This window comes from Amycolatopsis sp. NPDC114478 (assembly GCF_055633805.1).
This window is the reverse complement of sequence record NZ_JBVKDO010000005.1, coordinates 416,798-439,575: the sequence shown is the minus strand read 5'-3', so window position 1 is coordinate 439,575 and position 22,778 is coordinate 416,798. Positions and strand designations below refer to the sequence as shown.

The window sequence follows — 22,778 nt, the reverse complement described above, 5'->3', positions numbered from 1 at the left end:
CCCCGCCCGTCCCTGGGGGGCGTCCCCGCTCCAGCGTATCGGCGGCCCCCGACAAAACCCTCGAAAAAGCGAGCGGGCGGCCGAGTTGTCCACAACCGCGGCAGCCTGTGGACAAGATCGCGAAGTCAGCCGGCTCGGTTGGCACGCTCCTCGCAATACGGCCCGTCCGAAACCCGAGCGGTAAACCAGGTCCGGTCCGCGGTCAGCCACCGCTCGAAGACCAGATCAGCCGAGGTCAGGACGCTCTCGAGCGCAAGACGGCGGCAGGTGAACTCTTGGCTCCACCGCCGTCCCCGCGCCGAATACCGGACGGTCGCCGACAGCAGATCGCCGTCCCGGACCACGTCGGCCAGCGAGATCGCGACCTCCCCGAGCCGCCCGCCCTGCCCAGACGCGACCGCGTCGAACCACTCCGGCGGGTGCCACTCGACGATCAGCCGCCCCGAGGGCGCGAGGTGCCGCCGCGCGGCGGCGAGCATCGCGCGGCGGTCGGCGTCCACCGCTGTGTTGATCAGATGGCTCCCCAGCAGCACCGCGTCGAACGTCCGCCCGAGGTCCAGGTCCCCGATCCGCGCGCACACCGTCGGAGCCCGGACGTGCGCGAGCATCGCCGGCGAATCGTCCACAGCAACCACGGCGTGCCCCAGCGACAGCAACGGATGCGTCACCCGCCCCGCCCCGCACCCCAGCTCCAGGATCGACGCCCCCGGTGGCAAAGCCGCGTGCACGAGCTCCGGCTCACCGGCGGCCGGCAACAGCAGGTAGACCTCGACGGGACACCCGTCCGCGGTGACTTCCACCAGACGAGCATGCCGGAAACTGGGCACGTGAGACCCACCAAGGACCAGCTGGCCGCCGCGCGGGACACGACCATCCCGGACGTCATCGCGCCCGGTCTCGACGTCCTCTTCTGCGGCATCAACCCCGGCCTCTACTCCGGCGCGCTGAAACAGCACTTCGCCCGCCCCGGCAACCGCTTCTGGCCCGCCCTCCACAACGGCGGCTTCACGCCCCGCCTGTACAAACCCGCGGAACAAGACCAGCTGCTCGACCTCAAGCTCGGCATCACGAACGTCGTCGCGAGAACGACCGCCCGCGCCGACGAGCTCACCGCCGACGAGTTCCGCGAAGGTGGCAAGCTCCTCCACGCCAAGGTCGAGAAGTACCGGCCGCGGTGGCTCGCCGTCGTCGGGATCACCGCCTACCGGACCGCGTTCGGCTTCCCGAAGGCGCGCGTCGGGCGGCAAGAACACCGGATCGGGGACACCCACGTGTGGGTGCTGCCGAACCCGAGCGGGCTCAACGCGCACTGGACGCCGGCCGGGCTCGCTGCCGAGTTCGCGGAGCTGCGCGCCGCATCCGATGACTGTCGAAATCGTTGAATACGGCGCGAGCCACCCTCAGTAGCGCCAACCGCCCCTTCGGGTCCTCCCCGACCCGGCCGAACCGTCGCTTCAAGATCGTCTTCTACTCAAAGTTTGCTGTGACCGGCGGATTGGGCCATGAGGGGTAATTGACGTCATGAGCTGCGCAATCGCGACTCGTACCAAGCAGGAGGAGTCACTTTTGGCCGGTCCCGGCAGGGGGGACCGGACGACGCCGGGAGGCGTCCCCAGGAGCGACGGCGCAGAGACGGAGGCCCACGATGCACGGCATCGAGCCCACCCGCAGGCCCATCGGGCCGGCCGGACCCGGCGGGCGCAGTCTCGGCGTGGCGGTCGTCGATCCGGTCCCGATCTTCCGCGACGGCCTCGCCGCGCTCGTCCACCGCAGCCAGGGGCTGCACTGGGCGGGCCAGGCGGCCAGCCACCACGCCGCGCTGCAGCTGTGCGAGCAGGTCAAGCCGGACGTCGTCGTGCTCGATTCGGCGCTCGACCCGAACTGCCACCTGACGAAGCTGCTCAACGCCGGCGACCCGGCGCTGATCCTGGTCACGCTCATCCGGGACACGAACCGCACGCAGCAGTACCTCGCGGCCGCGATCGCCGCCGGTACGCACGCGATCGTGCCGCGGTCGATCGATTCGCGACGGCTCGCCGAAGCGATCCGCCGCGCCCACACCGAGCGCCGGTACATCGATCCGGCGCTGGCCGCGCTCACCGCCCGGCCGAAGCGGGCGACCGTCCCCAAGGGCGACCTCGCCCACGACAGCCCACCGGCGCCGCGCGGCGGGATGCCGCTGTCCCGGCGCGAGTACCAGGTGCTCCAGCTGGTCGCCGAGGGTCTCGAGAACTCCGCGATCGCGAAGCTGCTGTTCCTGTCCGTCGAAACGGTCCGGACCCACGTCAAGAGCATCCTGCGCAAGCTGTCCGCGCGGGACCGCACGCACGCCGTCACCATCGCCTTCCGCGGCGGGATCCTCGTCGCCCGGGCGGAGGACGGCCACGTGCCGGTGACTGCCGACACAACGGCGCTCCCGGGCCAGCGCTGACCCCTCGAACACCCGGATTTCCGCACTCGGAAGTGCGGATCTGCTTGCTCTGGTTACCCGCAGGTAATATCCTGAAGTTACCGGCGAGTAAGGCGAATATGTGCCCGGCCGGGGAGCCGAACACATTGGAGTGACGACATGGGCCACTACAAGAGCAACGTCCGAGACCTGGAGTTCAACCTCTTCGAGGTCCTGGGCGTGCAGGAGCGCCTGGGCAAGGGTGTGCTCGCCGAGTCCGACGAGGAGACCGCCCGCGGGGTGCTGTCCGAGCTGAACAAGCTCGCGACCGGCCCGCTCGCCGAGTCCTTCGCCGACGCCGACCGCAACCCGCCCGTGTACGACCCGAAGACCTTCAGCGTCAAGATCCCCGAGTCGTTCAAGAAGAGCTACCAGCAGCTCCTCGACGGCGAGTGGTGGCGCTTGGGCCTGACCAACGACCTCGGCGGCTTCGGCCTGCCCCCCACGGTCCAGTGGGCCGCGTCCGAGCTGATCCTCGGCGCCAACGCCCCGCTGTTCATGTACCTGGCGGGCCCGAACTTCGCGATGATCGTGAACAAGAACGGCACCGAAGAGCAGAAGCACTGGGCCCAGATCATGATCGACCGGGCCTGGGGCGCCACGATGGTGCTGACCGAGCCGGACGCCGGCTCCGACGTCGGCGCGGGCCGCACCAAGGCCACCAAGCAGGAGGACGGCTCCTGGCACATCGACGGCGTGAAGCGGTTCATCACCTCGGCCGAGCACGACATGAGCGAAAACATCATGCACCTCGTGCTGGCGCGCCCCGAGGGTCCCGGCATCGAGACCAAGCCGGGCACCAAGGGCCTGTCGCTGTTCCTCGTGCCGAAGTTCCACTTCGACTCGAAGACCGGTGAGCTGGGCGAGCGCAACGGCGCCTTCGTCACGAACGTCGAGCACAAGATGGGCATCAAGGCCTCGACGACGTGCGAGCTGACCTTCGGCCAGCACGGCACCCCGGCCAAGGGCTGGCTGCTCGGCGAGGTGCACGACGGCATCGCGCAGATGTTCCAGGTCATCGAGTACGCCCGGATGATGGTCGGCACCAAGGCCATCGCGACGCTGTCGACCGGTTACCTCAACGCGCTCGAGTACGCCAAGGAGCGCGTCCAGGGCGCCGACCTGCCGAACATGCTGAACAAGGCCGCCCCGCGCGTCACCATCACGCACCACCCGGACGTCCGCCGCTCGCTGATGCTCCAGAAGGCGTACGCCGAGGGCCTCCGCGCGGTCTACCTGTACACCGCGTCCTTCCAGGACCAGCTGTGGACCGGCGAGGGTGACCAGAAGGTCGCGCACGGCGTGAACGACCTGCTGCTGCCGATCGTCAAGGGCGTCGGCTCCGAGCGCGCCACCGAGCAGCTCGTGCAGTCGCTGCAGACCCTGGGCGGTTCCGGCTTCCTGCAGGACTACCCGATCGAGCAGTACATCCGCGACGCCAAGATCGACTCGCTGTACGAGGGCACCACGGCGATCCAGTCGCTGGACTTCTTCTTCCGCAAGATCGTCCGCGACAAGGGCCAGTCGCTGGCCTTCGTCGCCGGCGAGATCACGAAGTTCATCGAGTCCGAGGCGGGCAACGGCCGGCTCAAGAACGAGCGCGGGCTGCTCAAGCAGGCCCTCGAGGACACCCAGGGCATGCTGGGCTCGCTGATCGGCTACCTGACCGCGTCGCAGGAGGACCCGCAGAACATCAACAAGGTCGGCCAGCACACGGTCCGGCTGCTGATGTCGGTCGGCGACCTGCTCATCGGCTGGCAGCTGCTCAAGCACGCCGAGGTCGCCATCGGCAAGCTCGACGCGGGCGCGTCCGCCAAGGACGTCCCGTTCTACGAGGGCAAGATCGCCGTGGCGTCGTTCTTCGCGAAGCAGGTGCTGCCGGAGCTGACCTCCCGCCGCGCCATCGTGGAGGCCGCCGACAACGCGCTGATGGAGCTGGACGAAGCCGCATTCTGATAGTCACGAAACGGGCTCTCCTCGCGTGAGGAGGGCCCGTTTCGTGTTTCAGGACCGGACAGTGCGGGCATTCCGCTCACCGAGTCCGACGGACCCGAGTGGCCGGGTTCGCGGATCCTTGAGAGGAGAAAGTGATGACTGTCGCCGGCATCGTCAGCGCACTCATCGTCGGGCTGATCATCGGTGTTCTGGGCCGGCTGGTCGCACCCGGCAAGCAGAGCATCCCGATCTGGCTGACCATCGTGATCGGTATCATCGCCGCCTTCATCGGCACGGCCATCGCCCGCGGTCTCGGCTACGCCGACACCCCCGGCATCGACTGGCTGGAAATCCTGACCCAGGTTGTCCTCGCCGCGATCGGTGTCAGCATCGCCGCCGGCGCGTACGGACGCCGAGGCGTGACCAGGTAAGCAGTACTTCCCAAGACCCGGCCCGGTCCGGTCCGCTGTCGGGGGCGGACCGGGCCGGGTCTTTTCGTACCATCACCTCATCGGGGGTCAGCGCGCGCGAGGCGGCGGGATCGATGCCACCGTGGCGCTTATTGCGCTATCCGAGGAGGCAACCGTGCTCGGCGGACTTTGGGGCATCATCTCGACGATCATCGTGGGCCTGATCCTGGGCGTGCTCGGCCGTTTGCTCGCCCCGGGCGACCAGAAGATCCCGATCTGGCTGACGATCGTCGTCGGCATCGTGGCCGCGTTCATCGGCAACTGGCTCGCCGGGGTGTTCGGCGTCCGCGACACGTCCGGCATCGACTGGATCCGGCACATCTTCCAGGTCGTCGCGGCCATCGTCGGCGTCATCGCGGCTTCGGCGATCTACGCCAGGGTCAAGGGCGGCCACCGCACTACCGCCTGAGCGAGAGGCCTGCGCCGACGAGCAGCAGCACGGCGGCGCAGGTCATCGCGGTGCTGAGGGCGGTCGCGGACGACGTCACGGCCAGAGTGAGGAACAGGCTGCCGAACGTGGCCACGCCGACCACCTGGCCCAGCTGCAGCGTGGTGGTCAGCAGGCCGCTGACGTCCGCCGCGCGCTCGAGCGGGACGTGCGTCAGCGCGTTCACCATCAGCGAGCCGAACGCGGGTCCCATCGACAGCCCGAACAGCAAGAGGGCCACGAAGAACAGCGTCCCGCCGTCCCGGCCCAGCCCGAGCAGCGCGTAGGCGACCGCGGATCCCGCGTAGCCGCACGGGGTCAGCCAGGCGTGCACCCGCCGCGGCAGCCGGTTCCAGAAGAACCCGCACAGGCCGAAGACGACGCCACCCGGCGCCATCGCCAGCCCGGCGGCCATCGCCGTCTTGCCGAGGCCCGACTGCAGGTGCAGCGACACGCAGAAGAGGAACCCGCCGTAGGACGCGACTCCCGCCGCGAGCGTCGCCAAGCCCGGGGCCACCCCGCGGATCTTGAGGACGGCGAGGTCGACGAGCGGGTCGGCCACCCGGCGTTCGACGACCACGAACAGCACGGCCAGCAGCGCGCCCACCGCGATCGAAACGAACGTCCAGGCCGGCCAGCCCGTCTCGTGCCCGAGCACCAGCGGCAGCACGACGAGCACCACCGACGGCACCGCGATCGCGAGCCCGGCGAGGTCGAGCCGACGGCCCGCCTTCGCGATGCCGCCGGGCACCAGCCTGGCGGCGAGGACGGCCACGAGCACACCGAGCGGGACGTTGACCAGGAAGATCGGCCGCCAGCCCGTCCCGAACAGGTCCGCGCCGACGAGGACGCCGCCGAGCACCTGGCCGGCCACGAACGCGACCGAGATGACCGCGGTGTACGCGCTGAGCGCCTTGGCCCGCGCGGCGCCCGTGAACCGCGCCTGGATGAGGCTGATGACCTGCGGCATCATCAACGCGGCGCCGGCGCCTTGGGCGATCCGAGCGGCGATGAGGATCTTTTCGTCCGGCGCCAGGCCGCAGAGCGCGGAGCAGACGGTGAAGGCGATCGTGCCGGTGACGAACAGCCGGCGCCGGCCGTAGAGCTCGCCGAGGCGGGCGCCGGTGATGAGCAGCATCGCGTAGCCCACGGTGTAGCCGGAAACGACGAGCTGCAGCGCGGCGCCGGACGCGTGCAGGTCGGTGCGGATGTCGGTCATGGCGACGTTCACGACGGTGACGTCGAGCAGCGCCATGAACTGGCCGAGCAGCAGGACGGCCAGCATGAACCACGGCCGCCGGTCCGGCCGGGCTTCCCGGTCCGTGGCCGGGGCAGGGGTGGTCAGAGTCATGGCACTGACCTTGGAGTTCTTCGGTTGTTTTCGGAGAGAGCCTGCGGATGCTGGTGCTGGGAGTACCTGCTTCGCCGAGAATTGTCGTACCCCTCGGGCACGATGTCGGCATGACCCGGACACCGGTCCACACCAGCCGCCGAGAGGAACTCGGCCAGTTCCTCAAGGCGTGCCGGGCGCGGATCGGCCCAGCGGAGGTCGGGCTCGCGCCCGGCCCACGCCGTCGGCTCAGCGGGTTGCGCCGCGAGGAGGTGGCGCTGCTCGCCGGCGTCGGCGTCACTTGGTACACGTGGCTGGAGCAGGGGCGGCCGATCAACGCGAGCTCGCAGGTGCTCGACGCCGTGGCGCGCACGCTGCGGATGGAAGCCCCGGAGCGGGAACACCTTTACCGGCTGGCGGAGCTGACGCCGTCACGGCTGCCGTCGACGGTGGAAACGGTGCCGGACACCGTGCGCGAGGTGCTGCGCGCGCTCGACCCGCTGCCCGCCACGGTGGTCAACGGCCGGTTCGACATCCTGGAGTCGAACGCGGCCCAGGAGGAGCTGTTCTGGGAGTGGCACAGCTTGCCGTGCCTGCACAAGAACCTGCTGTGGTGCTGCGTGACCGAGCCGAACGCGCGGCGGTTCTTCGTGAACTACGACGAGGAGGTTCCCTACATGGTCGCGCGGATGCGCGCCGAGTACGGCAGGCACGTCGGCGACCCGTCGTGGGAAGAGGACATCCGCCGGTTGTCGGCGCTGAGCCCGGAGTTCGCGGAGCTGTGGGCCCGGCACGAGGTCGCCGAACCCCAGGCCCGGCTGCGGCGGATCAACCACCCGCAAGCCGGCCGGATGGACCTCCGGCTGACCGAGCTGGCGGTGTCCGAGGCGCCGGGCCTGCGGATCCAAGTGTCCACTCCGGACGACGCGCGCAGCTGGGCGTCGCTGCCCCGGACCAGGCGGCCGTCATGACGTCAGTGGAGCTGAGCGGCCAGGGGCTGACTTCGGTGCCTTCGCTGCCCCCTGGGGTGACGCGGCTGGATCTGTACAAGAACTCGCTTACGGCGGTGCCTTCTTCGCTGTGGACGCACACCGGCCTGGAGGTGCTCAACCTGGCGGCGAACCGGCTTTCGTCGCTCCCACCTGGCATTTCGGCGCTGACGTCGTTGCACACGCTCGACTTGGGGCACAACGAGTTCGACTCGCTGCCGGACGAGCTGGGCGACCTGGCCGGGCTCACCGAGTACCTGTACGTCAGCGACAACCGGCTGACGTCGTTCCCGGCGGCTTGGTGCCGGTTGAGCCGGTTGCGGTACCTGGGCTGCACGGACAACCGGCTCGGCTCGCTTCCCGCGGATCTGTCGGGTTTCGCTGCACTGCGCGAACTCCGGCTGTACCGCAACGAGCTGGCGGCGCTGCCGGAGTCGATCGGTGCGCTCGGCGCGTTGCGGGAGCTGCACCTGCGGGGCAACCGGTTGACGGCGCTGCCTTCGTCGATCGGGTCCCTCGGCGAGCTGCGTCAGCTCGACCTGCGGGAGAACCTGCTTGCGACGCTTCCGTCGTCGATCGCTCAGCTGTCCAAATTGGACAAGCTGGATCTGCGGTGGAACAAGCACTTCCGGGAGCCGTCGTGGCTGCGTGACTTCGAGGAGGCGGGGTGCATGGTCCTTCGCTGACAACTCAACAGAGGATGGTCGGACGCGGACCGTAGGTCGCCGTGTGCGACGTCCGGCGGACCTCGGCGCCGCTCGCGACGTCGTAGAGCACGCGCGTGTCGGTGACGCTGAAGCCGGACGTGCCGATCGACGGCTGGCACGGGGTGGTGCCGCCGAACTGGACCGGCGGGGGATCCCCGGGGGTTTGCGCGCCGGTTTGGCTCTCGACGCGGTAGTGGCGGGTGCCCCAGATCCGGACGGTCACGGAGTCGCCGGAAACCGTGGCCTGGATGGCGAACCCGGTCGGCGAGTCGTTGGTCAGCTTGAGCTCGACGGCGCTGCCGTCGGCGTTGACGGCCTTGGCGTCGCGGCCGGCGGGGTAGCGGTCGAGGTAGTGGTCGTGCTCGAGGTGACCGCCGTCGGTCAGGCCCGCGAGGTAGCCCGCGTTGTACAAAGTGGACGCGAGCTGCGAGACGCCACCACCGACGACTTCGGCGCCGGTGCCGTCTTCGTCGACGGGGGCGGACACGTAGCCGGCGTCGGCGGTGCGCGCGCCGGAGCGGGCGCTGAGGCTGAAGGTCTCGCCGGGCTTGACGATCGTGCCGGACACGCGGTCGGCGAGCGTCCGGTTGTTCGTCGCGGCGGGGCCGGCCAGGCCACCGGTGGTGAACTGGCCGATGACCTCCTTGATGCCGAGCGCGCTGGCGGCGTCGGTGGTCACGCTGGGGCTCGACGCGCTGTAGACGACGGGGAGGTCGCGGCCGTCGGTCTTCTTGAGCACGTCGATGAGCGGCAGGAAGGTCTTGTCCCAGTTGACCTTCCGGGCGTCCTCGGACGGCTCGACGGCGGGCTGGTCGCCGGTGAAGACGATCTGGGCGTCCTTGCCGTCGGTCTCGGTGCTCGCGAGGGCGTCCTTGAGCGCGGCCTGCAGCTTGCCCTGGTCGATCCGGACCTCGACGGCCCCACCCTCGACGGCGGCGAACTGGAACGACGACGCGATGGTGGCGGGCGTGAGCGGCACGTCCTTGCCCTGCCCGTGCACAACGACGGGCTTGGCGACGGCGGGCACGACGATCTGCTGGAAGGCCGCCTGCACCCCGGCGGCGGTGGCCTTCACGGGCGTGATCGCCATGCCGAGCTTGACGCCACCGGGGTCGAGCCAGTGGTCGGTAACGGTGCGCACGGCGCCGCCGAGGTCGGCCAGCTGCTGTCCCTGCCGCGGCAGGATCGGGTAGGGGGTGACGCCGCCACCGCTGCCGCCGACGGCCATGAACCCGACCGAGCCTTCGGTGGCGGGGTGGTTCAGCTTGCCGTCGGCCAGTTCGCGCACGGCCTGGGCGATCTGGTTCGGATCGGTTTGCGTGGCGACCCCGACCTCGCGGCTGCTGAAGAAGGACATGATCCGCGTGATCGGACTGAGCGGCTGGTGTCCGGCGAGCCCGAGGGTGTTCGGCCAGTCGAGCCCGAGCCCGGACTTCGAGGGCACGAGCTCGGCCTGGACATCCCCGGCGTGGACGACGACGGGCTTGGTCAGCCGCGGTTCGAGTTCCTTGCGCAGCTTGGCTTCGGCTTCGGCATGGGTGAGCCCCCCGACCTCGATCCCGGCAACGGTCACCCCGCGCGGCACATCCCCGGCGCTGGCGATCAGGTCGATGGCGTAGAGGATGACGAACAGCCCGAGCGCGATCCCGATGGACATCATGGTCCGGGCCAGGCCCTTGCGAAGCTTCCGAGCGGGAGTCTCGGGCGCGGGCGGCGGGGCGGGGGTTTCGAGGAGCTCGCCGAGGAGATCATCGGAAAAGAGATCTGTGGTGACGGCGGCTTCATCAACGGCGGGGACTGCGGCGGGCGGCGCCAAAGCGGGTTCGAGCGCAGCGGTCGACGATTCCGCGGGCTCGGCGGCCGCCGCATGTGCCTCGGCAGCGGGCTCCTCTGCGGGCGTTCCCGCTGCGGTTAGACCCGTGGTCCCGGCTTCGGGCGCGGCGGGCAGCTCCCCTGCGAGCGCGGCCGCCTCGACCCGCTCCTCCGCCTCCGGCTCGGCGCGCTCGCGCTGGTTGTCGTCTGCCACGCCCCCTGCCCCTCTGCGGGAGCCGGCCTACAGGTAGAGCCCCGTGCCGTGCTCGGTCCGCTCCATCGCCACCGCGTGGATGTCGCGTTCGCGCATCACCAGGTGCCCTTCGCCCTGGATCTCGACCTCGAGCTGGTCGTCCGGGTTGAAGAGCACGCGGTCGCCGGTCTTGACGTTCCGCACACTGTTGCCGACGCCCAGTACATCACCCCACGCGAGCCGCCGCGCGACCTGCGCCGTCGCGGGGATCACGATGCCGCCGCTGCTGCGGCGCTCGCCTTCTTCCGGCGACAGCCGCACGAGGACGCGGTCGTGCAGCATCTGGATCTCGAGTTTCGGCCCGTCAGACACGGTTGGCATGCTACTCGGCGGGCGCGCCCGCCATGACCAGGCTCAGCTCACTCGCCCCGTCCGCCGCCAGGCGCACCGGCACGCCCCAGTCCTGCCGGGTGATCCGGCACGCCGGGTGCTCGCCACCGTCGTCGCAGCTCGCGGCCTGCGCGACGACCTGCAGCACGCCCTCGGTCACCCCGTCGGCGAGCCGGATCGTGCGCTTGAGATCCGTGCCGGTGCCGCCGCCCTCAGCCAGCAGCGAAGGCGGCGACGCGCTGATCTCCAGCCGGGTCGACGGGCCGAAGCGGTCGTCGAGCTTCTCGCCCGGCGGCGCCGCGAAGACGACCGAAAAGTCGATTTCGCCCGGCGCGAGCACGGTCGGTGGCCGGCGGACGGCGTGCGCGTCACCCGCGACGACCGTCGGCGCCGAGGACGAGTCCAGCGGGCCGATGCGGTTGGCCGCCGACTCGACGACCAGCAGCTCGCCCTCGTGCAGCAGCAGCCCCTGCGGTTCCGAAAGCCCGGTGGCGATCGTGGTCACTTGGCGCGTGAAGACGTCGAAGCGGCGTACGGCGCCGTTGTAGGTGTCCGCGATCGCGACCTTGTCGCCGGGCAGCACCGCCAGGCCGAGCGGGTGCTGCAGCAGCGCCTGGTCGGCCGGGCCGTCGGTGTGGCCGAACGAAAAGAGGTCGACGCCGATCGCCGTGTGCACGCTGAACGACTCGCCGTCGGGCTCGATCCAGCGCAGCGCCGACGTCTCGGCGTCGGCGAGCCACAGCTTGTCGCCGTCCGGCGCGAGACCCGACGTCTGGGCGAAGAACGCTTCGCTGACGTCGCCGTCTCGCAGGCCTTCGACGGTCGTCCCCGCGAAACGGCGGATGGTGCCGGAGATCGGGTCGAACACGCTCAGCGTGTGGTTGCCCGCCATCGCGACGACGACCCCGCCCGCCGCGCCGTACCAGGCGACGTCCCACGGGCTCGTCAGGTCGACCTCGACGCCCTTGCCCGAGTCCGGCCCGCTGCGCCACTGCGCGCCGGTGCCGGCGACCGTCGTCACCTCGCCGGTGATCAGGTCCAGGCCGCGCAGCCGGTGACCGGCCGTGTCGGCGACGACGGCGTGGTAGCCGGCGCGCTCGGCGACCTCGTACGGCAGCAGCGCGATGCCCGACGGCTCGGCGAAGGTCGCGACGTCGAACGGCCCGTCCTGGCCGCCGCGTTCCCCGCTGCCGAAGCGCCGGATGACGGTCTCGCCGTCCGACGCGAACTCGACGATCGCGTGGTGCCCGGTGTCCGCGACGAGGACGCGTCCCTCGGCCGTCGCGACGGCCTTGCTCGGGAACCGCAGCTCGCTGGCCTGCTCTTCGACCGGGACGTACGGGCTGCCGCCGCGGCGAAGCGTCCCCTTCGCTTCGTGCTTCGTGACGAGCTCCGCGATGACGCGGCGAAGCGCCTCTTCGTGCCCTTCGCCCGCGGCGACGTGCACGACGTACCCCTCGGGGTCGACGACCGCGAGCGTCGGCCACGCGCGGACCGCGTACTGCGACCACAGCTCCATCTTCGGGTCGTTGACCACGGGGTGGTGCACGTCGTAGCGCCGGACGGCGGCTTCGATCGACGCGCGCTCGCCCTCGTGCAGGAACTTCGGCGAGTGGACGCCGATTGTCACGAGCACGTCCGCGAACTCGGCCTCGAGGGGACGCAGCTCGTCGAGGACGTGCAGGCAGTTGACGCAGCCGCTGGTCCAGAAGTCCAGCAGGACGATGCGGCCGCGCAGCCCGGCGAGGGTCAGCGGGCGGCCGCCGGTGTTCAGCCAGAGGTCGCCGCGCAGCTCGGGGGCGCGCACGCGGGCCTGCGGTCGGGGTGAAGTCACGGCAAGAGTGAACTACACGCGTTCACGCTCTGTTCCGAAGTCCAGCCGATGAGAGAACAAACTCACCCCATGGGGGTGCCCCGTGAAGACGGCGGAAAAGAACGCGCGGCGGGGTGAGCCGCCGCTTAGGCTCGGCACATGACCCCCGTCCAGCCGGCCGGCGCCCTCACCTTCGAGGAGGCACGGCACCTGCAGGAGAACCTCCGGGAACCCGTGCGTCCCGGGCTGACCGGACCCGAGCTCGACGACGTCGAGCGCCGCTTCGGTTTTCGCTTCGCCGCGGACCACCGCACGTTCCTGTCCGCCGGCGTCCCGATCGGCGACCGCTGGCCGGACTGGCGCTGCGGCAACCCCGAGCAGCTGCGCAAACGGTTGGCCTGGCCGGTCGACGGCGTCCTCTACGACGTCGAGCACAACGGCTTCTGGCTCCCGGACTGGGGCACCCGCCCGGTCGGCCCGGAGGACGCGGTCCGCGAAGCCCGCCGGCGCCTGGCGGACGTGCCGCAGCTGGTGCCGGTCTGCGGGCACCGGTACCTGCCGGGAATCCCCGGCTCGACCGGCTACCCGGTGCTGTCGGTGTACCAGACGGACATCATCGTTTACGGCTGTGACCTGCGGGATTACCTGCACCGCGAGTTCGCGACGGGCGGCATCAGCACGGCCCCACCGGACGGCCCGAGGTACATAGAGTTCTGGTCCCGCTTCATCGACTAACGAACTCTGGCGTTTTCTAGCACCAACGCTAGAAAGCCGAAGAGAGATCAATTCTCCCGGCGCAGCATCCGGCTCACACCGGCCGCCACGGTCGTCGCCAGAATCCAGCCCGACGCCGTGAACCCCGCCGCCACCCAGTTGTCCGTTCCGTGCATGTACCAGCGGCTCTTGTTGCCGAAGTCCACGATCGGCACCAGCAGGTCCGCCGTGTAGATCACCGGGTTCCACTGCAGCCCCGTGTCCTGCTGGTTCACCACACACCGCGGGCCGTTCGCGATGATCTCGTGCGCCGGATTCGTAGGATGCTGACTCACGCAGTCGTCCGTGCCCAGGCCGAACCACAGGCTGCCCAGCACCAGCAGCGTAAACAGCCACCCCAGCGCGCGGACCGGGCGGTAGCCGTAGCCCACCATCGACCGCTGCAGCCAGCTCCACAGCCTGACTCCCGGGCCGAAGAACTTGAAGCCGCGCGCCAACGCTTCGTACCTGAACTGCTGTTTGCGCAACGCCACCGTCGACGCGTGCTCTTCGTTGCCCGCCGCGCGGAGCATGTGGGCCAGCTGGTCGTACGGGCCTGGGCGGTAGCCGCGCATTGCCCTGCGGAGGAGCTCGATGCGGCGGTCGAGGGCCTTGTCGTCGTCGAGCGGGATTCCTCTGCCCAAGGCGTCGTAGCGGAAGTCCTCCAGCTCGATCCCGCCCGATGCCGCCCAGAACTCGTCGTTGTCCGTCAACGTCCCGCAGTGCGCGCGGCGCAGGACCACCCGGCCCGCCGGGGGCACGTTCGGCGTCAACGTGAACTCGTCCGCCGCGACGTCGCCCGCGTCGAGGGCCACGCTGAACGGTGGCAGCGACCTCAGCTCCGAACCCCGCAGGTCCACGCGCCGGGCGACCTGCGCGCCGTCGAGGTTGACGCCGCCCTCCGCGACGAACGGGCGGCTGTTGTTGTCCCGCAGTGTCAGGTCGCGGCCGATCCGGCCCGTGCGGATGTCCAGCGAAAAACTGCTGGTCGCACGCAGTCCCGGCTCGGTCAACCGCGTTCCCGCGAGGTTGATCGAGCCGCCGACCTCGACGCCCTGCAGGCGCAGCGTGCCGTGGATCGTCGCGTCCGTGAGCTGGAAGTTGCCCGCGATCCGGGACCGGCGCGCCGAGAACACGTCCCGGCCCGGGTGGCGGAACATCGAGTTCCAGGCCAGGAAGTTGCCGCCGACCGTGACGTCGGCCAGGCGCAGCTGACCGGCCGGGACACGCAGGCTCGTCGCCTCGATGTCGCCGCCGATCTCCGTGCCGTCCAGGTGCAGCGCGCGGTCGTAGTACGGCTGGGACTTGCCGCGCACCACGCTGACCTCGGCGCCGGCCAGCCGCAGCGAGCCGCCGATCCGGGCGTTGACCATGCGCAGCGTGCCGAGCGCCTGCAGGCCGTCGGACAGCTCGACGTTGCCGTCGACGCGCATCCGGTCGGCCACCAGCGCCGGCCGCGGGTCGAGGTACGGGTCGTTGGACTTCCACGCGTCGACGGCGATCGGGCCCTGCTGGGACACCGTCAGCTTGGCCTCGCGCAGCGAGATGTCGCTGTCCACCGTGGCGCTCGGCAGGTACATGATCCCGGTGGCGGAGAAGCGCTTCCGCTGGCTGGCCGGCCCGTAGTTGTCCACCTCGCACAAGAGACTTCCGCCGATGTGCAGGCCGTTGCCGTTGAGCGCGAAGCCGTCCGGGTTGTTCAGCGTGGCACCCGAAAAGTTGACGTTACCGCCGGTCCGCAGGCCGGGGAGGCGGACTTCGCCGTTCGCGACCATCCGGTAGGCCAGCAGCGCGCCGGTCAGCACGAGCCGGTCGGCCTGGATCGCCTTGCCGTGCGGGTGCGAGATCACCGTGCGGGTCAGCACCATCGACCCCTCGATGACGGCGTCGGTGAGGTTGACCGCGGCGTTCGGCATCCCGCGTTCGCGGTCGTCGCCGCGCTGGACGGTCGTCTCCTCGATCTCGCGGTCGGCGCCGTCGACCTGCACGACGCTGCGGATCAGCCGGACGTCGTTGCGGCTGCGCATGTTGCGGGCCTTGAGCCCGGGCAGCCAGCACTTGCGGAACACCAGGCCCAGCAGGTTCGCCTCACGCACGTCCGGCGGCTGCTCGAACCGGCAGCGCTCGAACCGGAACAGGTACTTCAGGTCCGCGGCGCGCAGGTCGAGCGTGCCGGTGATGTAGGCGTCCTCGACGTAGACGATCGGCGCGTTCGTGGCCGTCCGGCGCCAGCGCAGCAGGCCGCCGTTGCCGGGTTTCAGCAGGTCGGACGCCTTGACTTCGTACCGGCGGTCGGGGATGCCCGCGAAGGGGTCGAGGGGTGGCAGCGCGTTTTCGGTCGTCACGGACTGCCCCCTCCCTCACCCACTTTCAAAGTAGCGAACGCGAACGGAATTCGCAGGCGTTTCAGTCTTCGAGGCTGTGCGTCGGATCGAGAACCCGCTTCAGGAACGACTTCGTGCGCTCGTGCTGCGGGTCGCCGATCACCTGGCTCGGCGGGCCCTGCTCGACCACGACGCCGCCGTCCATGAACAGCACGCTGTCGGCCACTTCGCGGGCGAACTGCATCTCGTGCGTCACGACCAGCATCGTCATGCCCTCTTCGGCCAGCTTCCGCATGACGGCGAGCACGTCGCCGACCAGCTCGGGGTCCAGCGCGGACGTCGGCTCGTCGAACAGCATGACGTCCGGGTTCATCGACAGCGCCCGCGCGATCGCGACGCGCTGCTGCTGCCCGCCGGAGAGCTGGCCGGGCAGCGAGGTCTCCTTCTCGCTCAGCCCGACCTTCTCGAGGTTCTCGCGCGCGACGCGCTCGGCCTCTTCCTTGCCGCGCTTGAGGACCTTGCGCTGCGCGACAGTCAGGTTGTCCAGGACCGTCAGGTGCGCGAAGAGGTTGAAGCCCTGGAAGACCATGCCGATCTTGCGCCGGGCGGCGTCGATGTCGACGTCCTCGTGGGTGATCTCGTTGCCGTTCACCACGATCTTGCCCTGCTGCGGCTCCTCGAGGAGGTTCACGCAGCGCAACAAGGTGGACTTGCCGGAACCGGACGGCCCGATGATGCAGACGACCTGGCCGCGCTCGACCTGCAGCTCGATGCCCTTGAGCACCTCGAGCGGGCCGAACGCCTTGTGCAGGCCGGTAATTTCGACGATCACGTCGCTCACTTGGTACCCCCGGCCACTCCGGCCCCGTATTTCTTCTCCAGCCGCTGCTGCAGGATCGACAGCGGGATGGTGATGACCAGATAGCAGAGGCCCGCGACGACGATCGGGGTCAGGCCCTTCGCCTCCAGCAGCGCCTGCCGGCTGAACTGCGCGAGCTCCTGCTGCGCCGGCGTCGTGCCGAGCAGGAACGCCAGCGACGAGTCCTTCGTCAGCATGATCAGCTCGTTCGCCAGCGGCGGCAGCACGATCCGGAACGCCTGCGGGATGACGATGGTGATCATCGACCGCGTCGGCGACATGCCGAGCGAGCGGGCGGCCTCGACCTGCCCGCGCGGGACGGCCTGGATGCCGGCCCGGATCGTCTCGGCCATGTAGGCCGAGGACACGATGCCGAGCGCGATCATGATGGAGATGTTGCGCGGCAGGTGGGTGTCCGGGAAGGCGATCGGGACACCGACGCCGACCGCCAGGAAGATGAGCAGCGCGGGCAGGCCGCGGAAGAACTCGATGTAGGCGCGCGCGAACCACCGGTACGGCCCCACCGAGGACAGCCGCATCAGGGCGAGCACGAGGCCGAGGCCCAGGCCCAGCGCGAAGCCGAGCGCGGTGAAGATGATGGTGTTCTTCAGCGCCACGGTGATGACTTCGGGGAACTGCTTCGCCGCGACGTCGAGGTCGAAGAACGCCCGGCCGATCTGGCCCCAGTTGGCCAGGAAGGCGAGCACGACGACGATCACGAGCAACAGGACGTACTGCGCACCCCGGAACGCCGATCGTCGCTGGCGTCGGCTCAGTGCCATTTCACTCCTCGAGCAGGCCCGGAAAGGGCATTCAAGACACCACTGGAAACGCCGCTGTGGCCGGTGCCGAAGCACCGGCCACAGGCGGGGGTCTTACTGGGTCGGGCTACCCGGCAACCAAGTCGGCGCCTTGCCGAACCACTTCTGGTAGATCTGCGCGTAGGTGCCGTCCGACACCGAGGCCTTCAACGTGTCGTTGATCGTCGTGACCAGGGCGGAGTTGCCCTGCTTGACGCCGATGCCGTAGAACTCGTTCGTCTTGAACTCGGTCGCGACGGCGGTGTCCGGGTTCGTCTTCACGAAGTCGTACAGCACGCCGTTGTCGTTGACGCCCGCGTCGACCGTGCCGTTCTTGACCGCCTGCTCCTCGAGGGCGAGGTCGTCGAACGTGACGATCTCGGCGCCCTTCGCGTGTTCCTTGGCGTAGTCGGCGCCGGTCGTGGCCGACTGGACGCCGATCTTCTTGCCGGCGACGTTGCTGAAGTCCTTGATCGGCGAGCCCGACTTGACCAGCAGTGCCTGCGTGGCCTCGAAGTAGGGCTGCGAGAAGTCGAACTTCTGCTTGCGCTTGTCGGTGATCGTCATGCCCGCCGCGGCCAGGTCACACTGGCCGGAGTTCATGGCCTCGCCCGATTCGATGTTCTCGAACGCGATGTCCACGATGTTCTGCGTGACCGAAAGCTTCTTCGCGACCAAGTCGACGAGGTCGACGTCGAAGCCGACGATCTTGTCGCCCTGCTTGACCTGGAAGGGCTGGTAGGGAAGGTGCGTGCAGGTCGTGAGCTTGCCCGCGGCGATGAGCTGGACACCACCGGCGGCGGTGCCGCCGCTGTCGCCCCCGCACGCGGCCAGGGCACCGGCCGCCAGGGCGAGAGCCGGGATCAGGGCGAGCGCCTTGAGTTGGGGTACTCGGGCCACGTCGTCACTCCTTGTAGTTCTCAGGTTCTGAGAGCACGCATATTGCCACTCATCCATACCAAAGCACAGCACTGTCGAGTTACGGCGACGTTTCGCCCCGCGCCCACCTGAACGAGAGTGTCGCGCACGAAGGGGCACGTGGGTGAGGATGTCGTTCATGAACGCGACCCCGCCCCGGCTGCCCCCGTCCGGTCGACGCGCGAGGAGGGCGACGACCCGCCGGATCACCCGGCCGGGGGCGCGGTTCGAGGGGTACCTCTCCCCGGAACGCCCGCACGCCGGCGCCTACGACGAGATGTTCGCCCCCGACGGCACGGTCCGCGGCCCGTACCGCGCGCTGTACGAGTCGATCGCCGCGCTCGACGCGCACGACCTGAACTCGCGGTCGCAGGCGCTGGACCGGGCGATGGTCGACCAGGGCATCACGTTCTCGCTGTCCGGGCAGGAGCGGCCGTTCCCGCTGGACCTGGTGCCGCGGGTGATCCAGGCGGCGGAGTGGACCAAGCTCGAGCGCGGGGTAGCCCAGCGCGTCCGCGCGCTCGAGGCGTTCCTCGCCGACATCTACGGCGACCGGCAGATCCTGCGCGACGGCGTGCTGCCGCGGCGGCTGATCACCTCGTGCGAGCACTTCCAGCGGGAGGCGTTCGGCATCAACCCGCCGAACGGCGTGCGCCTCCACGTGTCCGGAGTGGACCTGGTGCGCGACGAAGAGGGCACGTTCCGGGTGCTGGAGGACAACCTCCGCAACCCGTCCGGGGTGTCGTACGTGATGGAGAACCGGCGGACGATGGCGCGGGTCTTCCCGGACCTGTTCGCCCAGCACCGGGTCCGCCCGGTCGGTGACTACGCGTCACACCTGCTGCGGGCGCTGCGGGCGGCGGCCGCGGCGAACGTGGCCGACCCGATGGTCGTCGTGCTGACCCCGGGCGTCTACAACTCGGCCTACTTCGAGCACTCGCTGCTCGCGCGGCTGATGGGCGTCGAGCTGGTCGAAGGCCGGGACATGTTCTGCCGCGACAACGTCGTCTACCTGCGGACGACCGAGGGCGAGCGCCAGGTCGACGTCATCTACCGGCGCATCGACGACGAGTTCCTCGACCCGGTGCACTACCGGCCGGACTCGGTGCTCGGCATCGCCGGCGTCCTCAACGCGGCGCGCGCGGGCAACGTCGTGGTCGCGAACGCCATCGGCAACGGCGTCGGCGACGACAAGCTCGTCTACACCTACGTGCCCGAGATGGTGCGGTACTACCTGAACGAGAAGCCGCTGCTGCCCAACGTGGACACGTTCCGGTGCTGGCTGCCGGACGAGTTCGACCACGTCATGGCCCACCTGGACGAGCTGGTCGTCAAGCCGGTCGAAGGGTCGGGCGGCTACGGGATCGTCTTCGGCCCCGAGGCGACCCCGGCGGAACTGGCGACGCTGCGGCGGAAGGTGCGCGCGAACCGGCGCGGCTGGATCGCGCAGCCGGTGGTCCAGCTCTCGACCGTGCCGGCCAAGGTGGACGACCGGCTCGCGCCGCGGCACGTCGACCTGCGGCCGTTCGCGGTCAACGACGGCAAGGACATCTTCGTCCTGCCCGGCGGCCTGACGCGGGTGGCGCTGCCCGAGGGCAGCCTGGTCGTCAACTCGTCGCAGGGCGGCGGCTCGAAGGACACGTGGGTGCTGGCTTCGCGCGCGTCCAGTGTCGAACGGGAGCTGGAACAGCCCGCCCTCGGTGCGATGTCCACTGTGGACGGGCTGGTCGCCGAGCAGGGGCCCGAGCTGACGTCGTCCCAGCAACAACAGCAACAACAGAGCTAGGGAGGTTCGGATGCTGGCACGCAACGCGGAGTCGCTGTACTGGATCGGCCGGTACGTCGAACGCGCCGACGACACCTCCCGGATCCTCAACGTCTCGGTCCACCAGCTGCTCGAGGACGCGACCGTCGACCCGGACCACGCGAGCCGCCAGCTCCTGGCCGTCCTGGGCATCGACCCGGCGGGCGCGGAGTCCCTGGACGTGTGGAAGCTGACCGAGCTGGTGGCGTACGGGAAGGACAACCCCGCGTCGATCGTCGGCTCGATCAACTCGGCGCGCGAGAACACCCGCGGCGCCCGTGAAGTCGTCTCGACCGAGCTGTGGGAATGCCTGAACGCGACGTGGAACGCGGTGCCCGACCGGCAGCGGTACGCCCGGCGCGCCGGGCCGCACGCGTTCCTGTCCTTCGTCGAGGAACGCGCGGCGATGTTCGCCGGGCTGGCCGACTCGACGATGAGCCGCGACGACGGCTGGCTGTTCATGGTGCTGGGCCGCTCGATCGAACGCGCCGACATGGTGGTGCGGCTGCTGCTATCCCGGGTCGCGGACCGCGCGTCCTCGCCGGGCTGGATCACCGTGCTGCGCTCGGCCGGCGCGCAGGACACCTACCTGCGCACCTACCGCGGCGCGCTGGACGCCGGCCGCGTCGTGCAGTTCCTGTTGCGCGACACGCTGTTCCCGCGCTCGGTGTTCCACGCGCTGCGCCAGGCGGAGGAGTGCCTGCAGCGGCTCGACCCGGGCGGCGGCGCGCGCACCAACGAGAAGTCCGAGGCCCTGCGAGAGCTCGGCCGGGCCCGCAGCGAGCTGGAGTTCCTCCGCCCGTCGGAGCTGCTCACCGACCTGCCGCGGCGGCTCGCGGCGTTGCAGACGTCGATCAAGGAGATCGGGGAAGCGGTGTCCTTGCAGTACTTCAGCACGTCCCCGTGGGTGGCGTGGAGCGGTGCGGAGGTTTCGCTGTGACGTGGCAGCTGCGGGTGGCGCACCGGACGGGGTACCGGTACGCGACGCCGGCGACGCAGTCCTACAACGAGGCGCGGCTGACCCCGCGCTCGGACCGCCGCCAGACGACCGTCGCGACGCGCATCGAGACGACCCCGGCGACCCGCGCCTACCGGTACACCGACTACTGGGGCACGGTCGTGACGTCGTTCGACCTCCACGCGCCGCACACCGAGTTCACGGTCCTGGCGACCTCGGTGGTCGAGACGGCGGACGAAGCCGAGCCGATCCGCACCGCGACCTGGAAGGACCTGCGGTCCGAGACCGTCGTCGACCACCGCACCGAGTACCTGACGCCGACCGACTACACCCCGCGCGACGCCACACTGGCGCGCGAGGCCCGCGAGCTGCGGACCGGCCTCGACCCGGCGGACGCGGTCCTGGCGGTGTGCGAGTGGGTGAACAAGCAGCTCAAGTACCAGCCGGGCACGACCGGCGTCCACTCGACGGCGACGGACGCCTGGCAGGCGCGGGAAGGCGTCTGCCAGGACTTCGCGCACGTCACGCTGGTGATGCTGCGGGCGATCGGCGTCCCGGCGCGGTACGTCTCGGGGTACCTCCACACCAAGCCGGACGCCAAGCTCGGCGAGGTGGTCGAGGGCGAGTCGCACGCCTGGGTCGACGTCTGGACCGGCGGCTGGTGGGCGTACGACCCGACGAACGCGATCCCGGTCGGCCCCCGGCACGTGTGGGTGGCGATGGGCCGGGACTACGCGGACGTGGCGCCGTTGAAGGGCATCTTCACCGGCGGCGGTCAGTCCACTTTGGACGTCTCGGTCCACCTGACCCGGCTCGCCTAGAGCAGGAACGTCCCGCCCGCGGCTTCGGCGAGTTCGGCGCCGAGCACGGCCGCCGGTGTTCCGGTGCCGGGCTTGGCTTCGCCGCGGGCGAGCCGGGCCGCCGCTTCGGCCACGGTCGCGGCGGTGAAGTCCATGGCCTCGCCCGCGCGGAGCCAGCCTTCGCGCGTCGTGCCGTCCGGCCAGGTGACGACCGCGTGGCCCCAGGAGTGCGTGCGGGGGCGCGGGGCGGCCTTCGTGCGGACCGCGGCGAGCCGCCGGACGGCGAACCGGCGCACGGCCGGGATCGCCACCAGCCTGCTGAGCAGCGGCACCAGCGCCCGGACCACCGGGGAGACCGGCGCGAGTCCGGAGTAGACCGTGACGTCCGATGTGCCGCTCGCGCGCTGAGCGGCGATCAGCTCACCCGAGGGAGCACCCGCCGCCGTCATCGACTCGCCGTCCGGCAGGGCGATGGTCCTCGGGGCCGCGCCGGACGTGGCCGTGGTCAGGGCGTCGACGATGCTGGCGGCCAGCGCGACCCCCACGGCGCCTTCCTCGACGGCGACGGACGCCAGCGCGTCGACCCGCACGGAGGCCGGCGTCGGCCGCCCTTCGCACAGCTTCACCACGACCGCCTCGGTGGCCAGGACGCCGAAGCCCACCCCGGTCAGGAAGGTGCTGCCGCCGGCCTGGGCCTCTTCATACAGGTCGAGCAGCCGCGGGATGGCGACGAGGTCCGCGGCCAGGTCGAGGTAGTGACCCCCGGGCAGGCACGCGCGGGCGATCGCCGGGGCCGTCGCCGCGTACTCGCCGATCGTGTTGACGACGACCGCCGGCTGACGACGCCGGATTTCGGCCGCGATGGCGTCGGCACCGTCGGCGACGACGAACTTCCCGCCGAGCGCCTCCAGCCGTGTCCGGTCGCGCCCGACCAGCACAGCCTCCAGCCCGCGTTCGGCCAGCGCGGCGGTGACGGCTCGGCCGGTGCGCCCGGACGCGCCCAGGACCCAGATCTCCATGTCGGCTCCTCAGTGACGTCTCAGTGTG

At 70.3% G+C, this 22,778-nt stretch carries 21 protein-coding genes; 11 read left to right on the top strand and 10 right to left on the bottom strand.

Annotated elements, in window-relative coordinates:
- Positions 1-125: 125 nt before the first annotated feature.
- Positions 126-800, bottom strand: coding sequence for a class I SAM-dependent methyltransferase (locus ACZ7OH_RS18050; protein WP_470281782.1), 675 nt, complete (start codon positions 798-800; stop codon positions 126-128).
- Positions 801-827: 27 nt separating this feature from the next.
- On the opposite strand from ACZ7OH_RS18050, the gene mug reads away from it, so the two are divergent.
- The 5 genes from mug (at position 828) to ACZ7OH_RS18025 (ending at position 5,263) form a co-directional block, all read left to right on the top strand.
- Positions 828-1,382, top strand: a complete 555-nt coding sequence (gene mug, locus ACZ7OH_RS18045; RefSeq protein ID WP_470281781.1) for a G/U mismatch-specific DNA glycosylase — start codon at positions 828-830, stop codon at positions 1,380-1,382.
- Positions 1,383-1,645: 263 nt separating this feature from the next.
- Positions 1,646-2,431: a response regulator transcription factor gene (locus ACZ7OH_RS18040; RefSeq protein WP_400897086.1), complete on the top strand. Its 786-nt coding sequence runs from the start codon at positions 1,646-1,648 to the stop codon at positions 2,429-2,431.
- A gap of 138 nt (positions 2,432-2,569) precedes the next feature.
- Entirely contained in the window at positions 2,570-4,405 is a 1,836-nt protein-coding gene (locus ACZ7OH_RS18035) for an acyl-CoA dehydrogenase (RefSeq protein WP_470281780.1), read from the top strand.
- A 134-nt stretch (positions 4,406-4,539) separates the two neighbouring features.
- Positions 4,540-4,815: a GlsB/YeaQ/YmgE family stress response membrane protein gene (locus ACZ7OH_RS18030; RefSeq protein WP_470281779.1), complete on the top strand. Its 276-nt coding sequence runs from the start codon at positions 4,540-4,542 to the stop codon at positions 4,813-4,815.
- A 154-nt stretch (positions 4,816-4,969) separates the two neighbouring features.
- Positions 4,970-5,263, top strand: a complete 294-nt coding sequence (locus ACZ7OH_RS18025) for a GlsB/YeaQ/YmgE family stress response membrane protein (protein WP_470281778.1) — start codon at positions 4,970-4,972, stop codon at positions 5,261-5,263.
- Here the strand turns inward: ACZ7OH_RS18025 and ACZ7OH_RS18020 are convergent.
- Positions 5,253-6,632, bottom strand: coding sequence for an MFS transporter (locus ACZ7OH_RS18020; protein ID WP_470281777.1), 1,380 nt, complete (start codon positions 6,630-6,632; stop codon positions 5,253-5,255). The two genes, ACZ7OH_RS18025 and ACZ7OH_RS18020, sit on opposite strands and share 11 nt — an antisense overlap.
- Positions 6,633-6,742: 110 nt before the next feature.
- Here ACZ7OH_RS18020 and ACZ7OH_RS18015 point away from each other — a divergent pair, with 110 nt between their 5' ends.
- Both ACZ7OH_RS18015 and ACZ7OH_RS18010 read left to right on the top strand, forming a co-directional pair.
- The gene (locus ACZ7OH_RS18015) at positions 6,743-7,582 is read left to right on the top strand and encodes a helix-turn-helix transcriptional regulator (RefSeq protein WP_470281776.1); all 840 of its coding nucleotides are present in this window, start codon (positions 6,743-6,745) and stop codon (positions 7,580-7,582) included.
- Positions 7,579-8,286, top strand: a complete 708-nt coding sequence (locus ACZ7OH_RS18010) for a leucine-rich repeat domain-containing protein (RefSeq protein ID WP_470281775.1) — start codon at positions 7,579-7,581, stop codon at positions 8,284-8,286. Before ACZ7OH_RS18015 ends, ACZ7OH_RS18010 begins: the two co-directional genes overlap by 4 nt.
- Before the next feature lie 4 nt (positions 8,287-8,290).
- On the opposite strand, the gene ACZ7OH_RS18005 is transcribed toward ACZ7OH_RS18010, so the two are convergent.
- From ACZ7OH_RS18005 to ACZ7OH_RS17995, 3 genes are read right to left on the bottom strand one after another with little or no spacing between them, the layout of a single operon-like run.
- Complete coding sequence (locus ACZ7OH_RS18005; protein WP_470281774.1) at positions 8,291-10,333, bottom strand: VanW family protein; 2,043 nt, start codon at positions 10,331-10,333, stop codon at positions 8,291-8,293.
- 27 nt (positions 10,334-10,360) lie between these two features.
- Complete coding sequence (locus tag ACZ7OH_RS18000) at positions 10,361-10,693, bottom strand: GroES family chaperonin (RefSeq protein WP_400897099.1); 333 nt, start codon at positions 10,691-10,693, stop codon at positions 10,361-10,363.
- A 1-nt stretch (position 10,694) separates the two neighbouring features.
- Positions 10,695-12,509: an NHL domain-containing thioredoxin family protein gene (locus tag ACZ7OH_RS17995; protein WP_470281873.1), complete on the bottom strand. Its 1,815-nt coding sequence runs from the start codon at positions 12,507-12,509 to the stop codon at positions 10,695-10,697.
- A gap of 165 nt (positions 12,510-12,674) precedes the next feature.
- On the opposite strand from ACZ7OH_RS17995, the gene ACZ7OH_RS17990 reads away from it, so the two are divergent.
- Entirely contained in the window at positions 12,675-13,250 is a 576-nt protein-coding gene (locus ACZ7OH_RS17990) for a hypothetical protein (protein WP_470281773.1), read from the top strand.
- A 47-nt stretch (positions 13,251-13,297) separates the two neighbouring features.
- On the opposite strand, the gene ACZ7OH_RS17985 is transcribed toward ACZ7OH_RS17990, so the two are convergent.
- From ACZ7OH_RS17985 to ACZ7OH_RS17970, 4 genes are all read right to left on the bottom strand, one after another.
- A complete protein-coding gene (locus ACZ7OH_RS17985) occupies positions 13,298-15,613 on the bottom strand; it encodes an oxidoreductase (protein WP_470281772.1) in 2,316 nt (771 codons plus the stop codon).
- Positions 15,614-15,674: 61 nt separating this feature from the next.
- Positions 15,675-16,433, bottom strand: coding sequence for an amino acid ABC transporter ATP-binding protein (locus ACZ7OH_RS17980; protein ID WP_470281771.1), 759 nt, complete (start codon positions 16,431-16,433; stop codon positions 15,675-15,677).
- Positions 16,430-17,233: an amino acid ABC transporter permease gene (locus ACZ7OH_RS17975; protein ID WP_470281770.1), complete on the bottom strand. Its 804-nt coding sequence runs from the start codon at positions 17,231-17,233 to the stop codon at positions 16,430-16,432. The genes ACZ7OH_RS17980 and ACZ7OH_RS17975 overlap by 4 nt, the downstream gene beginning before the upstream one ends.
- Positions 17,234-17,326: 93 nt before the next feature.
- Positions 17,327-18,151: a transporter substrate-binding domain-containing protein gene (locus tag ACZ7OH_RS17970; protein ID WP_470281769.1), complete on the bottom strand. Its 825-nt coding sequence runs from the start codon at positions 18,149-18,151 to the stop codon at positions 17,327-17,329.
- 148 nt (positions 18,152-18,299) lie between these two features.
- Here ACZ7OH_RS17970 and ACZ7OH_RS17965 point away from each other — a divergent pair, with 148 nt between their 5' ends.
- From ACZ7OH_RS17965 to ACZ7OH_RS17955, 3 genes are read left to right on the top strand one after another with little or no spacing between them, the layout of a single operon-like run.
- Positions 18,300-19,955 (top strand): circularly permuted type 2 ATP-grasp protein, encoded by a 1,656-nt coding sequence (locus ACZ7OH_RS17965; RefSeq protein ID WP_470281872.1) that lies wholly within the window; start codon positions 18,300-18,302, stop codon positions 19,953-19,955.
- A gap of 10 nt (positions 19,956-19,965) precedes the next feature.
- Entirely contained in the window at positions 19,966-20,913 is a 948-nt protein-coding gene (locus tag ACZ7OH_RS17960) for an alpha-E domain-containing protein (RefSeq protein ID WP_400897111.1), read from the top strand.
- Positions 20,910-21,752, top strand: coding sequence for a transglutaminase family protein (locus tag ACZ7OH_RS17955; RefSeq protein WP_400897113.1), 843 nt, complete (start codon positions 20,910-20,912; stop codon positions 21,750-21,752). The genes ACZ7OH_RS17960 and ACZ7OH_RS17955 overlap by 4 nt, the downstream gene beginning before the upstream one ends.
- On the opposite strand, the gene ACZ7OH_RS17950 is transcribed toward ACZ7OH_RS17955, so the two are convergent.
- The gene (locus ACZ7OH_RS17950) at positions 21,749-22,750 is read right to left on the bottom strand and encodes a saccharopine dehydrogenase family protein (protein WP_470281768.1); all 1,002 of its coding nucleotides are present in this window, start codon (positions 22,748-22,750) and stop codon (positions 21,749-21,751) included. The two genes, ACZ7OH_RS17955 and ACZ7OH_RS17950, sit on opposite strands and share 4 nt — an antisense overlap.
- Between the last annotated feature and the right edge of the window lie 28 nt (positions 22,751-22,778).